The organism is Pirellulales bacterium, assembly GCA_035939775.1.
GTDB lineage: Bacteria > Planctomycetota > Planctomycetia > Pirellulales > DATAWG01 > DASZFO01.
Genome location: DASZFO010000309.1, coordinates 56,940 through 70,326 on the forward strand (window position 1 = coordinate 56,940; position 13,387 = coordinate 70,326).

The 13,387-nt window shown below is 61.9% G+C and carries 11 protein-coding genes; 2 read left to right on the forward strand and 9 right to left on the reverse strand.

Annotated features, from left to right (window positions below; translation table 11 throughout):
• Position 1 precedes the first annotated feature (1 nt).
• The 3 genes from VGY55_19405 to VGY55_19415 are packed head-to-tail and all read right to left on the reverse strand — an operon-like array spanning position 2 to position 1,915.
• Entirely contained in the window at positions 2-511 is a 510-nt protein-coding gene (locus tag VGY55_19405; protein HEV2972149.1) for a biopolymer transporter ExbD, read from the reverse strand.
• Positions 512-514: 3 nt separating this feature from the next.
• Positions 515-991, reverse strand: coding sequence for a biopolymer transporter ExbD (locus VGY55_19410; protein ID HEV2972150.1), 477 nt, complete (start codon positions 989-991; stop codon positions 515-517).
• Between the two features lie 9 nt (positions 992-1,000).
• Entirely contained in the window at positions 1,001-1,915 is a 915-nt protein-coding gene (locus VGY55_19415; GenBank protein HEV2972151.1) for a MotA/TolQ/ExbB proton channel family protein, read from the reverse strand.
• Between the two features lie 361 nt (positions 1,916-2,276).
• Between VGY55_19415 and VGY55_19420 the strand changes: the two genes are divergently transcribed.
• Entirely contained in the window at positions 2,277-3,035 is a 759-nt protein-coding gene (locus VGY55_19420) for a DUF1080 domain-containing protein (protein ID HEV2972152.1), read from the forward strand.
• 123 nt (positions 3,036-3,158) lie between these two features.
• On the opposite strand, the gene VGY55_19425 is transcribed toward VGY55_19420, so the two are convergent.
• The gene (locus VGY55_19425) at positions 3,159-3,746 is read right to left on the reverse strand and encodes a CPBP family intramembrane glutamic endopeptidase (GenBank protein ID HEV2972153.1); all 588 of its coding nucleotides are present in this window, start codon (positions 3,744-3,746) and stop codon (positions 3,159-3,161) included.
• 291 nt (positions 3,747-4,037) lie between these two features.
• Here VGY55_19425 and uvrA point away from each other — a divergent pair, with 291 nt between their 5' ends.
• Positions 4,038-6,938, forward strand: coding sequence for an excinuclease ABC subunit UvrA (uvrA, locus tag VGY55_19430; protein HEV2972154.1), 2,901 nt, complete (start codon positions 4,038-4,040; stop codon positions 6,936-6,938).
• A 240-nt stretch (positions 6,939-7,178) separates the two neighbouring features.
• Here uvrA and VGY55_19435 read toward each other — a convergent pair whose 3' ends face one another.
• The 5 genes from VGY55_19435 to acnA form a co-directional block, all read right to left on the reverse strand.
• Positions 7,179-8,192 (reverse strand): DUF1559 domain-containing protein, encoded by a 1,014-nt coding sequence (locus VGY55_19435; GenBank protein ID HEV2972155.1) that lies wholly within the window; start codon positions 8,190-8,192, stop codon positions 7,179-7,181.
• Between the two features lie 309 nt (positions 8,193-8,501).
• Positions 8,502-8,945 carry an IS200/IS605 family transposase gene (tnpA, locus tag VGY55_19440; GenBank protein ID HEV2972156.1) on the reverse strand — a complete coding sequence of 148 codons (444 nt, stop codon included), beginning with the start codon at positions 8,943-8,945 and terminating at the stop codon, positions 8,502-8,504.
• Between the two features lie 110 nt (positions 8,946-9,055).
• The gene (locus VGY55_19445) at positions 9,056-9,739 is read right to left on the reverse strand and encodes a lysophospholipid acyltransferase family protein (protein ID HEV2972157.1); all 684 of its coding nucleotides are present in this window, start codon (positions 9,737-9,739) and stop codon (positions 9,056-9,058) included.
• Between the two features lie 29 nt (positions 9,740-9,768).
• Positions 9,769-10,422, reverse strand: a complete 654-nt coding sequence (cmk, locus tag VGY55_19450) for a (d)CMP kinase (GenBank protein HEV2972158.1) — start codon at positions 10,420-10,422, stop codon at positions 9,769-9,771.
• Between the two features lie 176 nt (positions 10,423-10,598).
• Positions 10,599-13,307 (reverse strand): aconitate hydratase AcnA, encoded by a 2,709-nt coding sequence (gene acnA / locus VGY55_19455; protein HEV2972159.1) that lies wholly within the window; start codon positions 13,305-13,307, stop codon positions 10,599-10,601.
• Between the last annotated feature and the right edge of the window lie 80 nt (positions 13,308-13,387).

The window sequence follows — 13,387 nt, forward strand, 5'->3', positions numbered from 1 at the left end:
GCTAGGGATTTCCTTCCTCGACGAGGCTCAGCTTCGAGAGTTTGTTTTTCGGATCGCCGCCGACCGATTGATGCGTGCAGACCCCCAGGACTCGCATCAGCTCCTCGTACTTCAGCTTGGGGTCGACTCCGATGATCACTTGATCGAACGGGCTAGTCGGACTCCCGAGTTTGCTCTTCAGTTCGGCATCGAGCATGGCCAGACTAGGATCGACCGTCACATTCTGCTGCACGACAGTGATCTGCCCCAGCATTCCATTCTCGGTGGCGGTCAAGTGGATCGGGAGCGTGTTGAATCCGGCCACGGGATTCTTGTCGTTCGGGTTCTCGCCCGCCACCTGTTTGGCGGCTTCGGTGGCCAGCGGCTGGGGCGGCGGCATGCGGAGCTGGATTTGCCCTTCAACCGGCGCCGGCTTGAACGTCAAGATGAAGAACGTCAGGATCTGAAACGCCATATCGAGCATGGCGGCCAGATTGAGTTCGACTCCTTCGGGCGATTTGCGTCTTGCCATTGCTCAAGTTCCCTTGGCCTTGTTCATCGCGCGAAAAGCGAAACTGCGAAAGCCATTATCCTGGCAGGCTTTGATCACCCGATTCACCTTGCTAAACGGCGTGGATCGGTCGGCCCGGATGATGACCGTCGTCGGCAACTCATCCTTTTCGGGATCGAAATCGGAGTGCGCCCGCCGCTCGGCGAGTTTGTATATTTCGGCCTGGGTCGAGATATAACCGGGAATGCTCTCGTCGGCATAAGGATGACCGTAGACCGTGAATTGTCCCTTGTTGTTCAGGTTCAACATGAAGAACGACCGCTTGTCGTCTTTGTCGATCGGCCGGGCCGAGCCGACGATCGGCAAATCCATCGCCTTATCCATCAGATTGGCCTTGAAGTTGATCACGAGCATGAAAAACGTGATCAACTGGAAGACCATGTCCAGGATCGGCGTCAGATTCGGTTCGGCCCTGGCCTTATTCGATAGCGATGCGGTCATGTCGCCCTCTCAAGGCCGGGCGGCCTTCGCAGCGGCCACTTGGGGCGCGGGACCCGAACCGGCCCCCTTGCCGCGAGCCGCATGGGCAAAGTGGCGCAGGAATTGATCCGCGCGCACCATCGTGGTCACGGAAATCGTCGACACCCGATTGCGGAACAACGCATAAAAGTAAATCGCCGGCACCGAAAGGAACACGCCCTCGAAGGTGATTACCAAGGCCTGTGAAATGCCTTTGGCCACCAGCGTCGGATCGAGCGAATCGCCGCCGCGGGCAATCGCGCCGAAGCTTGAAATCATCCCCATCAACGTTCCCAACAGCCCGATCATCGGCCCCAGCGTTCCCAGCACGGCCAACATGCTGATCTTCTTCTCCATCTCCGTGGTCACGGATTCGCCGACCTTTTCCATCGCCTCGCGCGCCTCGGCCAAGCCGTTGGGCAGCTCGCCGATGCCGGTCGCTAGCGCGGTGCTGAAAAACGAGTTATCTTCTTTCACCACGCCGAAGATGCTCTTGAAATCGCGCTGGTCGAGTAGCGCCTCGCAACGGGCGATGATCTCGGGAGGCATCGCGATGATCGGCCGCATTTCCAGGAACAACCGGCTGACCGTGGCGACGAAATAAATCGAGAGGCCCAAAATGAATAAGCCGATCCACCCCGAAGATTCAACAATCCACGAAATCTTCGATTGCTGGTCCTGTTTCGGCTTGGCGGCTTCCTTGGCCGCGTCGGGAGCGGGCGCCGCGGCGGCGTCAGGCGCGGCCTTTGCGCCGGCTTTGTCGTCCTTGGCCTCCTGGGCATACGTGCAGCGCGGCGCGGAGACCGCCAGGGCCAGAATAGTCCCCGCCAGAAGCAGTATCCGCGACCAAGCCTTACCGTCGCCGCGCCTCGTACCGGCCACGCTGTGCCGTTCTCGATTCGACATTTCGCCTTCCTCTGGTTAGTTCCTATCCGAAAACCGCCGGGGACTGTCCCCTTTTGTGGAGTCTTCGCAACAAAAGGGGACTGTCCCCTTCTCCTCAGGCGGTTTTCGGATAAGTTCTCGGTTCCCCGCCACGAACGCATTTTTCGGGCGTAATTGCATCCTGTTCCCGTCTGGAATCGTTGTCAAGAGATTAACGGCGATTTGCGAAGGCCGCGACTCCGCGATGGGCAGCGCATTCCGTTTCTTCCGCCCGCAGAGCCAAACTTATTCCCGAAATGTTGAAATCCATGGGCTCGCATGTTAAAAGTGCAGGCTGCCTCGCTATTTCCCGCCCGATTTCCCTCCCCTTGGAGAACTACTCATGTCGCCAGCCCGTCGCTTGCTGTTCCCGCTGCTGTCCATCGCCCTGAGCGTCGCTCTGGTCGCCCATATCGTGGCGAGCGAATACAAGAGCGGCAAGAAATGGGCCGAGCCGAAAGTCGTGACTCCCGGCGACAACGGCAGCCCTCCATCGGACGCGATCGTGCTCTTCGACGGCAGCGATCTCTCCAAGTGGGAAGACGCCGGCGGCAAGGGCGAACCGAAATGGACCGTCAACGATGGCGTGGCAACCGATCGTGGCGGCGACATCCGCACGAAAGATTCCTTCGGCGATTATCAATTGCACGTCGAATGGGCCGAACCGGATAAGGTGGTCGGGGATAGCCAAGGACGCGGCAATAGCGGCGTCTTTCTAGCCGATCATTACGAGATTCAAGTGCTCGACAACTATAACAACGCCACTTATTGGGACGGCGCTTGCGGCGGAGTTTACAAGCAATGGCCCCCGATGGTAAACGCCTGCCGCAAGCCCGGCGAGTGGCAGACGTACGACATCCTTTTCGAGGCCCCGCGTTTCGACGACCAGGGCAAGGTGCTCAAGCCGGGTTACGTCACCGTGCTGCAAAACGGCATCGTCGTGCAAAACCATTCCGAGATTCTCGGTTCGACATCCTGGGACCACCCGCCAGCCTACGAGCCGCACCCGCTCCGTCAACCGATTCGCTTGCAGTACCACGGTAATCCGGTCCGATTTCGAAACATCTGGCTCCGCGAGATGAAACCGGCGGTCGAAGGATAGGGAACGCGGTTGCGGCAGCGGTAGGGTGCGTCGAGGCTCGGCGCTGACGCACCGCGGAGCACGATGAATCGGACCGCTGTGGAAGGTTCCGGTGCGTCCGCGCGGACTTGACGCACCCTGCGGCTACGCTTGGCTGCCTCGCGTACCGCGGCGCGTGAGATACGCCAGGGCCGCGAAATCGTAGACCGCATGCGCGACGATCGGGGCAATTAGATTGCCGGTCGCCATCCATAGGCAGCCGAAATAAATGCCGATCATCGTTGCCAGCGCAGCGTAGGCCGGTGTGATGATGTGCGCTAATCCAAATAACATGCTCGCCAGCGCGATCCCGGCCGCGACGCCGAGCCACTTCGAAAGCGCTGCCTGAATCAATCCGCGGAAGAGCAACTCTTCGCCCAATCCGCCCACTAGCGAAATAAAGGCAAAATCGAGCAGCGTGCAGCCGGCGAAGAGGGGCACGACGAATTCATCCACGACGCGGTTGAGTCGCCCCAGCGGCCCGATCCGCAATTGCCGCAGCGCGAGCATGGCCGCCAAAAGCGGCGCGCACGCGGCCAATCCCCAGCCGGCTCCCGGCCAGGTCCACCGAATCTGCGCCCAGGGCTGCGTCGGCAAAAGCCGGCCCAACGCGATCGCCACCAGCGCAAGCGATCCTTCGAATAGAATCGCGTTGCGGACGAAATGGCTGGGCGACTGAGCGGGGATCGACATCGGGAAGTCGGGAGATGGCAGGAGGCATTCGGCAGTCCGCGCGGGAATCGACACGGCGCGTTCAACGTAGCAGCCTGGACCATTGCCGCACAATTGCGATTGAAGTATGCGTAGCGGAATTCGCAAGAATTCCGATTCGTCGAAACGCGAACCTCCGACTGAATTCTGGCGAATTCAGCTACGGCCAAAGCCAAACTTTCATAACAGGTTTCCTTGTCCAGCGCTGATGGCGATGATAGGCTAAAAAGTTTGGCGTAACTCGATCCGCCACGCCAGGGTGATTTGCAAGCCATGAGCGTCGAGGCAGTCTCCAATCCGATTCCGTCGCCAGCCTCCGCTGCCGCGCCGCCCGTTCCGGACACAAACGGCGTGGCGGGGGCGGAAATGATCCGCGTGCGCGGCGCGCGGGTCCATAATCTTCAGAATATCGACATCGACATCCCGCGCGACCAGCTCGTCACCATCACCGGCCCGAGCGGCTCCGGCAAGAGTTCGCTGGCTTTCGACACGCTTTTCGCCGAAGGGCAGCGGCAATACATCGAGAGCCTGTCGGCCCATGCCCGGCAGTTCGTACACCAGCTCGAGCGCCCGGACGTCGACCTGATCGAAGGCTTGCAGCCAACGATCTCGATCGACCAACGGGCCGGCAGCCAGAACCCGCGGAGCACGGTCGCCACGGTCACCGAGATCTACGATCACTTGCGGCTGCTCGTTGCTCGGCTGGGCACCCCGCACTGCTTTCAATGCGGCGCCCCGATCCGGCAGCAATCGCCCGAGGAGATTCTCGAGGAATTGTTGCAGCTTCCCGCCGGCACGAAAGCGATGCTGCTGGCGCCGATCGTTCGCGGGCGGAAGGGGCAGCATCGCGAGGTCTTCGCCACGATTCGCAAGGCCGGCTTCATCCGCGCCCGAGTCGATGGCGAGCTTGCCGACGTCGACAATCCGCCGGAGTTGAACGCTCGCAAATCGCATCAGATCGAGGCCGTGATCGATCGGATCGTGATCCGCGAGGGGATCAACGACCGCCTGGCGGAGTCGATTCAAATGGGCGTGTCGCAGGGCGAGGGCACGCTGCTGGTGAGCTATTTCGAGCGGGCGAGCGACGAAAGCAGCGATGGCACTTGGCACGACTTGCTCTATAGCACGCTGTATGCGTGCCCAAATTGCAAGATCAGCTACGAGGAACTCGAGCCGCGCACCTTCAGCTTCAACAGCCCCTACGGCGCCTGCCCGACATGCGAAGGGCTCGGCACGCGGATCGAATTCGACCCCGATTTGATCCTACCGGACTTGAAACTTTCGCTCGGCGAGCGGGCGATCGCTCCCTGGAAGAACGACACGGACACGGCCGAGCGGCAGCACAAAAAGCTGCTCGCGCCGTTTCTCGATTCTCACTCGGTCCGCTGGAACACGCCGCTGTCGGAATGGAAGCCGGCGGCGATGCAGCAATTCCTGCGCGGCGATGGCAAGGATTTTCTCGGCCTGTTGATCTTGCTCGAAAAGGAATTCGCCACGGCGACGCGCTCGGCCACGCGCGAACGGCTCGAAAGCTTCCGCGGAGAAGTTGTATGCCCGGCTTGCCAGGGCGCTCGGCTGCGGCCCGAGGCGCGGAGCGTGCGCTTCGGCGGGCGGGCGATTCACGAAATCGCGGCGCTCAGCGTCGATCGGGCCGCCGAATTCTTCGCCGGCGTCGAGGTCCATCCCGACGATTTGCCGATCTACGAGCCGATCGCCGGCGAAATCCGCAACCGCCTGGCGTTTCTGTCGAAGGTCGGGCTGGATTATATCACGCTCAGTCGCCCGGCCGACACGCTCAGCGGCGGCGAATTGCAACGCGTCCGCCTAACCACTGGCATCGGCTCGGGGCTGGTCGGCGTCTGCTACGTGCTCGACGAGCCTTCGATCGGCCTGCACCCGCGCGACAATCAACGGCTCATCGAAGCGATCCGCCAACTGCAACAGCAAGGGAATACGGTCCTGGTCGTCGAGCACGATCAGGAGATGATGCGCCAGGCCGATCGGCTCATCGACATGGGACCCGGCGCGGGGTTGCACGGCGGGCGAATCGTCGCCCAGGGAACGCCGAACGAGGTTGCCGCCGATCCGGCATCGCTCACCGGAAAGTATCTCTCGGGGAAGCTGCGAATTCCGCTCCCCGACGCCCGCCGGCGCGTCGCCAAGACCCGCTCGATCACGATCGAGGACGTCACGACCAACAACCTCAAGGACGCCAGCGCCATGTTTCCGCTCGGCGTGTTTGTTTGCGTCACCGGGGTGAGCGGCTCGGGCAAAAGTTCGCTGTTGAACGAGACGTTGGCCCGAGCGATCACGCGGCGGTTGACCGGCATCGGGCCAAAGCCGGGGCCGCACGGCAGCCTCCGCGGCGTGAACCAGATCGATAAGCTGGTCGAGATCGACCAATCGCCGATCGGCCGCACGCCGCGGAGCAACCCGGCCACATACACCGGAATGTTCGACGAGATTCGCCGCGTGTTTGTCGAGACGCGCGAGTCCCGGCAGCGCGGCTACCGCTCGGGGCGATTCAGCTTCAACACGAAGGGGGGCCGCTGCGAGGAGTGCCAGGGGCAGGGAGTGCGGAAGTTGGAGATGAATTTCCTGCCGGATTTATACGTCGCATGCCCGGTCTGCGAGGGAAAGCGGTTCAATCGGCAGACGCTCGAAATCCTTTATCGGGGCCGCTCGATTGCCGACGTGCTCGAAATGCGGATCGAGGAAGCGAGCGGATTTTTCGAGAACTTTCCGGTGATCCACCGGCTGCTCAAGAGCCTCGAAGAGGTCGGCCTCGGCTATCTGCAACTCGGCCAGCCCTCGACCACGCTTTCTGGCGGCGAGGCCCAGCGGATCAAGCTGGCCACCGAACTCGGCCGCGTCGATACGGGCAAGACGCTCTATCTCTTGGACGAGCCGACGACGGGCCTGCACTTCGACGACATCAAGCGGCTCTTGCAGGTGCTCCAGCGGCTCGTGGATCGCGGCAACACTGTGATCGTCATCGAGCACAATCTGGACGTGATCAAGACGGCCGACTGGATCATCGACCTCGGCCCGGAAGGAGGCGACGGCGGCGGCCAAATCGTCGCCACCGGCACCCCCGAGCAAATCGCGGCGCTCGATGACAACCACACCGGCCGCCACCTGCGGCCGCTATTGAACGGATTGGTCGCGAAGTGAGAGCGGCGCAATCCAGCGAGGGGTGGCCAGCGCAGTCGGCCAGTGCTCTCTCGACGCGACCGCTCCGCTACGATCTCGCGCCCTATGAAATCACAAGGAAATCTGAATAGCGCACTGGCATCGGAAATTGCTTCTAATGATGGAAAGTCGCCTCGCGCTTCGGCGCTGGCCGACTTCGCTGCCCATTGCCACCCAGCCGCCATCTCAGGCCGCTGCTCGATGGGACGCTTCGATGCCGGATCAGTTCGTCGGAATCGAATTCGGATCCAGCGGAAACACTTGATATTGCAAGTAGGGGTTCGGATTCGGTGGCACAATCCTGTTGTTGGGAGGTTGGCACTGCGATCCCGCCGAGGTCATTAACGTGGAGTACAAGCCATACGTGATTGAGTCCGAAATAAACGCCTGATGGCCATCGCAAAACGTTACCACGACACCGCCTGGATGATTACTCGATGGACGCGCCGGGATGCTCGAAAGTTTCAGTAAGTTAATGAACGCATTGTCGTTCGGGCTGTTATCATTCTTGACGGCCATATAGTTGATCAACGTCGCCTGCGCGGGCGGCGCATTCCCACCTAGTGGTTGGACACTCGGATCCCAGAGCATGCATTGATTAGACTCAGCCGTCGGATCACCGTACGGATAAGTATTCGACACAGCCGGCATGATATAAGACACGGCGTCCAGGTTCTCGCTCAAAGCGAGTGTCGTCCCGGTCCCATCGTGACGCGCAATATTATCCAACGTCGGCGAAGTGCCTTGCCGTGGATCCGGAAGCCCCGGAATCGGATAGCGATAATCCCATGCGCCATTTTGCGGCCAGTCAGCGGGAAAACTGGTATTGTTGTACACGTTGTAACAGCCGCCGTTGACCACATAGGTAAGTGGCCCATTGCTTCCACCGACCTTTTGGGCATCATCTGGACAAATCAAAAGTGCAAGGGTTGGTGGAGTATTCCGAACGCTCATGTAAGAATTGTTGCCGATCTGGCCGATCGTGAGGTCGGTGCGCCCTAGCTGCGCCATGAGCCCTTCGGCCCATCCGAAAGTGTATTGCACGTTGCCGTTGTTTGGGTCCTGCTGCGAAAGCGAAACTTCCGCTGGCATTCGGTTTTGTTGGGTTGCGAAAAGCGCCATCGCCAAACCGATCTCATGCTGGTTGTTCATGCACTGGGTCCTTCGGGCGGCCTCGCGGGCTTTGCCAATCACCGGGACCAACAGCGCCATCAACATGGCGATGATCGTGATCACCACCAACAATTCGACTAACGTAAAGCCTCGCCGTGCATGACGTGCCATGATTCTCGCTCCTCTTCAAAAGATCGCGCCCCCGGTAGCGCGTGCCTCGAACGACACGCCCGCATTATCGCAAAAACCTACCGGGCAAGCAATCGAACGTGCCGAATTCGCAAAAGATTTCGATTCACGATCGATATACGCGGGGAACCCGGCAGGGTTCCCAGAGATTAGCCGGCGATTGAGGCCGTGAGGCCGACATCGCCGGTCCGTGGGTCCAGGCGGGCGCTCCGATCCCTGCAGGGATCGCAGCCGCCGCGCCCGTCAATCAAGATATCGCGGATCGTATTCTATTCCTGACTTCTCCAACAACTCGATCAATTCCTCCCGAAATGATTTCGTGCGGTGATGCTCCTCTTGACGCTTGATATAGCGACGCACCTGCTCCCGCGCCGGGCTCACCGTGAACGCGGAATAGCCTTCCTGCCACGAGAAATTGCCGGCGCCAATCTCGTCGTGAACCCAAACGGATGACGCCTTCTTGAGTTCGCGCATCACGTCAGCCAGACAGTGCGTGGCCTTCAACCCGACGAGGAGATGGACGTGATCAGCCACGCCGCCAATCTCGTCCGGAACTCCACCGCGGCCGCGAATCGTCCCGCCCATGTATCCGTGGAGGCGATCTCGCCAAGATGATTCAATAAGCGGGGCACGGCCTTTCGTGGCGAAGACCATGTGATAATGGAGGCTCAGGTACGTGGATGACATGGTGATTCACCTGTTGGATTGAAAACTCTGGCACCCTTCCGGGGTGCGTGCGCATTTTTCGCTCGCGTTTCCGGCGGTGGCGGCCTACGGCCTCGACCGCCGGCTAATGTCTAACATCCTTTCAGGATGTCGTTAGGGCCGCCCATCATCAGCGCCCGGCATCGCAACCGCCGCGCCTCGGCATGGCAGGCTCGGATTCGGCGGGCCATTTCGGCCACGAGCGCGTCGTCATCCAATTGGGCGATCTCGGCGGGCATGAGCGGCTGGCCGAACTGGATGTGGATCGCCGCCGGCAGCGGGAGGGGCCGGGTGCGCGGCCAGGAGTCGTAGGACCCCTCGATCCCGACCGGGACCAGCGGCACGTTCGCCCGGCGGGCCAGCGCGCAGAACCCCGGCTTCAGCTTGCCCACCTCGCCGTCGCGAGAGCGGGTTCCCTCGGGAAAGATCAGCACCAGTTCGCCGCGTTTCAGCCGCCGCAGCGTTTCCTTTAGGCCACTGAGGCCCAGGCCCTCGCGGTCGAGCGGGATGGCGTCGAGCGAATCGATCAGCCAGCGGAACGGGGCAAAGCGGAAGAGCGTCTGCCGGGCGAGATAGTTGAGCCGCCGGTCGGTCGCCAATCCGACGAGCACCGGGTCGAGATGGCTCTGATGATTCGACATCACCAGCGCGCCCCCTTCGCCCGGCACGAATCGCCGCTCGCGCACTCGAATCCCAAATACCACAACGCCCACCAACCGGCAGAGGATCCGCAGAAAGTCGTACCAGAGCCGCTTCGGCAGAGACCGTTGAGCCATTCGGACTAGTCGCGAGGATGGTGAGGATGCTAATGGACCATTCGCTGGCGGACGATGGATTCCAGTTTATCGACGACCTCGGCGGGCGAGAGGCCGTCGGTCGAGAGGGTGGTCGCGTCGGACGCCGGGACCATCGGGCCGACCGAGCGGCTGGCGTCGCGCGTGTCGCGCTGGTTCTGTTGCGCGAGGATTTTCTCCAGCGGAATCTGTTCGCCGCGCGCGACCAGGTCGTGCTGTCGGCGGCGGGCTCGCTCCTCGGGACTGGCGGTGAGGAAGATTTTGCACTCGGCCTGCGGGAATACGACCGTTCCCTGATCGCGCCCCTCGCTGACGATGTTTGCGCTCCCCGCCGCCCGCCGCTGCCACTCGACAAGGATAGCACGCACGCCGGGATTGTCGGCCGCGTAATGCGTCACTCCGGTGATTCGGCTGGTGCGGATGGCGTCGGTCACGTCGGCGCCGTCAAGGAAAACACGATCGCCGCGCAGCTCGACGCTAAGCCGACCGGCCAGCTCGACGAGCGCCGCCGGATCGCTCCAAGTAAGATTTCGCTCAACGGCCGCCAGCGCCACCGCCCGATACATGGCCCCCGTGTCGAGAAAGCGGAATCCCAGCCGGCGGGCCAATTCGCGAGCCGTCGTGCTCTTGCCCGCTCCCGCGGGACCATCCAGCGTGACAATCATACAATGAAGGTTTTGGGGATAGTCGTTGCCACACCAATACGCGAACTCCACTCCCTCTGGGAGAGGGAGAAGTCTGTGCGGCTGCGCCGCACTGGTCGTGTCACACGGCAGCGGTCGTGCCACGCCGCATTGGTCGTGTCACACCGTCGCGTCCGCCGCACGTCTCGGGCCCGCCGTTATGCCAACAGCTTGCGCAACACGGTTTGCAGAATCCCGCCGTTGCGATAGTAATCGAGTTCCACCGGTGTGTCGATTCTCACGCGGACGGGGATTTCCTTGACGCTCCCGTCGGCCGCAGCCGCGCGAACCGTGATCGTCGAGCGCGGCTTGAGCGAATCGTCGGCCGGAATGTCGAACCGCTCCTCGCCGGTCAGCCCGAGTTCCTGCCAGGGCTTCGGCAGCACGAGCGGCAGCACGCCCATGCCGACCAGATTGCTGCGGTGAATTCGCTCGAAGCTCGAGGCCAGCACCGCCCTTACGCCGAGCAGCATCGTCCCCTTGGCGGCCCAATCGCGGCTCGAGCCGGTGCCGTATTCCTCGCCCGCCAAGATCACCAGCGGCACTCCCTCGGCCTTGTACTTCATCGCCGCGTCGTAGATGCTCATTTCCGCTCCGTCGGGCAGATGCCGCGTCACGCCCCCTTCCGTGCCCGGCGCGAGCTGGTTGCGGATGCGGATATTGGCGAAGGTGCCGCGGGTCATCACGCGGTCGTTCCCACGGCGAGCGCCGTAGCTATTGAAATCGATCGGCTTCACGCCTTGCTGTTGCAAATACGTCCCGGCCGGGCTAGTCTTCGCGATCGAGCCGGCCGGCGAGATATGATCGGTCGTCACCGAGTCGCCCAGCGCCGCGAGCACCCGCGCGCCGCGGACAGGCTCGATCGGTCCCGGGTGCGGGGCCAGGTCGATTAGGAACGGCGGCTCTTGGATGTACGTGCTGTCCGATTGCCAATCGTAGAGTTGCCCCTCGCTCGTTTTGATCCGGTTCCACTTCGGATTGCTGTCCCAGACGCTCTGGTAACGGTTGCGGAACATCGCCGGCTTCACGGCCGCGGCGACGGTTTTCGCGATCTCCTCTTCCGTCGGCCAGATGTCCTTGAGATAGACGTCCTTGCCGTCCTTGCCCTTGCCGAGCGGCTCGGTCACCAAGTCGATGTCGGTCGTGCCGGCCAGGGCATAGGCAACGACCAGCGGCGGGCTGGCCAGATAGTTGGCCTTCACCGACGGATTCACGCGCCCCTCGAAATTCCGATTGCCGCTTAGCACGGCCGCGGCGACCAGATCGCCATCCTTCACGGCCTTCTCGACGGAGTCAGGCAATGGCCCGCTGTTGCCGATGCAGGTGGTGCAGCCGTACCCGACCGTTTGGAAGCCGAGCGCATCGAGAGACTTTGTCAGACCCGCCTGCTCCATGTAATCGGTGACGACCCGCGAGCCGGGGGCAAGGCTCGTCTTTACATAGGTCTTGACCGTCAGCCCCTTCTCGACTGCTTTCTTCGCCAGGAGGCCAGCGGCGAGCATCACCGACGGGTTGCTCGTGTTCGTGCAGCTTGTAATGGCGGCGATCACGACCGCCCCGTGGCCGATGTTGGCCGAATGGCCGTTGTCGACCACCTGCGCCGTGCGGGTGAGGGCCTTGTCGTCGAGAGCGAAACCCCGCTCGGCAATCGGCGCCCGCAGCGCTTTGCGGAACGACTGCTTCACCGACGAGAGCGGCACGCGATCCTGCGGCCGCTTCGGTCCCGCCAGGCTCGGCTCGACGGCGCCCAGATCGAGTCGCAGCGTCTTCGAAAAAATCGGAGCGGCTGAATCGTCCGCTCGAAACAAACCTTGCTCTTTATAGTACCGCTCGACGAGTTGCACCTCGGAGTCGGTACGGCCGGTCATCCGCAGATAATTGAGCGTCTCGGCATCGATCGGGAAGAAGCCCATCGTCGCGCCGTATTCGGGCGCCATGTTGCCGATCGTCGCTCGATCGGCCAGCTTCATGTGGTTCATGCCGGGGCCGAAGAACTCGACGAACTTTCCGACCACCCCTTCCTTCCGCAGAATCTGCGTCACCATCAGCACGAGATCGGTCGCCGTGGCGCCAGGCGGCAAACGGCCGGTCAGTTCGAAACCGACCACTTCCGGCAGCAGCATGTAGAGCGGCTGCCCGAGCATCACGGCCTCGGCCTCGATGCCGCCGACTCCCCAGCCGACCACCCCTAGCCCGTTGATCATCGTCGTGTGGCTATCGGTGCCGACGAGCGTGTCGGGCACGGCCACCTGCTCGCCATCCTCGGGCCGTAGGAAAACGCATTTCGCGAGAAATTCGAGATTCACCTGATGCACGATCCCGATGTTCGGCGGGACGACGCGGAAATTGTCGAATGCCTTCTGCCCCCAGCGGAGGAATTCGTATCGCTCGCGATTGCGGGTGAATTCCAGCTCGACGTTCAGATCGAGCGCGTCGTCCGAGCCGAAGCGATCGACCTGCACCGAATGGTCGATCACCAGATCGACGGGGACCAGCGGATTGATCCGCCGCGGATCGCCGCCAAGCCGTTGCATCGCGCTACGCATGGCCGCCAAATCGACGACGCAGGGGACTCCCGTGAAATCCTGGAGCACGACTCGGGCAGGCTTGAATGGGATTTCGACCTCCGCCGGCGCAGCCGCTTTCCAGGCGGCCAGATTCTTCACGTCCTCTTCCGTCACCTCGTAGCCATCACAATTGCGCAGCAGTGATTCGAGCAACATGCGAATCGAGAAGGGTAACTCCGAGATTCGCCCCATCCCAGCGTCCTCGAGCTTCGACAGCCGATAAATGGCCGCGCGCCCAGAGCCGGTGTCAAACGTGTCTCGAGCGCCGAAGGGATCCTTCATCCGCGATGAACCGTTCATTTCAGGCCGTCCTTCGGAAGGGGGCTGGGGACTGGAAACGCGCATGCGACGAACCTGATCGCCGAATCCAAAACCGGAAA

Coding starts and splice junctions, on each gene's coding strand:
- VGY55_19405 (HEV2972149.1), bottom strand. CDS start 511: ATGGCAAGACGCAAATCGCCCGAAGGAGTCGAACTCAATCTGGCCGCC.
- VGY55_19410 (HEV2972150.1), bottom strand. CDS start 991: ATGACCGCATCGCTATCGAATAAGGCCAGGGCCGAACCGAATCTGACG.
- VGY55_19415 (HEV2972151.1), bottom strand. CDS start 1,915: ATGTCGAATCGAGAACGGCACAGCGTGGCCGGTACGAGGCGCGGCGAC.
- VGY55_19420 (HEV2972152.1), top strand. CDS start 2,277: ATGTCGCCAGCCCGTCGCTTGCTGTTCCCGCTGCTGTCCATCGCCCTG.
- VGY55_19425 (HEV2972153.1), bottom strand. CDS start 3,746: ATGTCGATCCCCGCTCAGTCGCCCAGCCATTTCGTCCGCAACGCGATT.
- uvrA (HEV2972154.1), top strand. CDS start 4,038: ATGAGCGTCGAGGCAGTCTCCAATCCGATTCCGTCGCCAGCCTCCGCT.
- tnpA (HEV2972156.1), bottom strand. CDS start 8,945: ATGTCATCCACGTACCTGAGCCTCCATTATCACATGGTCTTCGCCACG.
- VGY55_19445 (HEV2972157.1), bottom strand. CDS start 9,739: ATGGCTCAACGGTCTCTGCCGAAGCGGCTCTGGTACGACTTTCTGCGG.
- cmk (HEV2972158.1), bottom strand. CDS start 10,422: ATGATTGTCACGCTGGATGGTCCCGCGGGAGCGGGCAAGAGCACGACG.
- acnA (HEV2972159.1), bottom strand. CDS start 13,307: ATGAACGGTTCATCGCGGATGAAGGATCCCTTCGGCGCTCGAGACACG.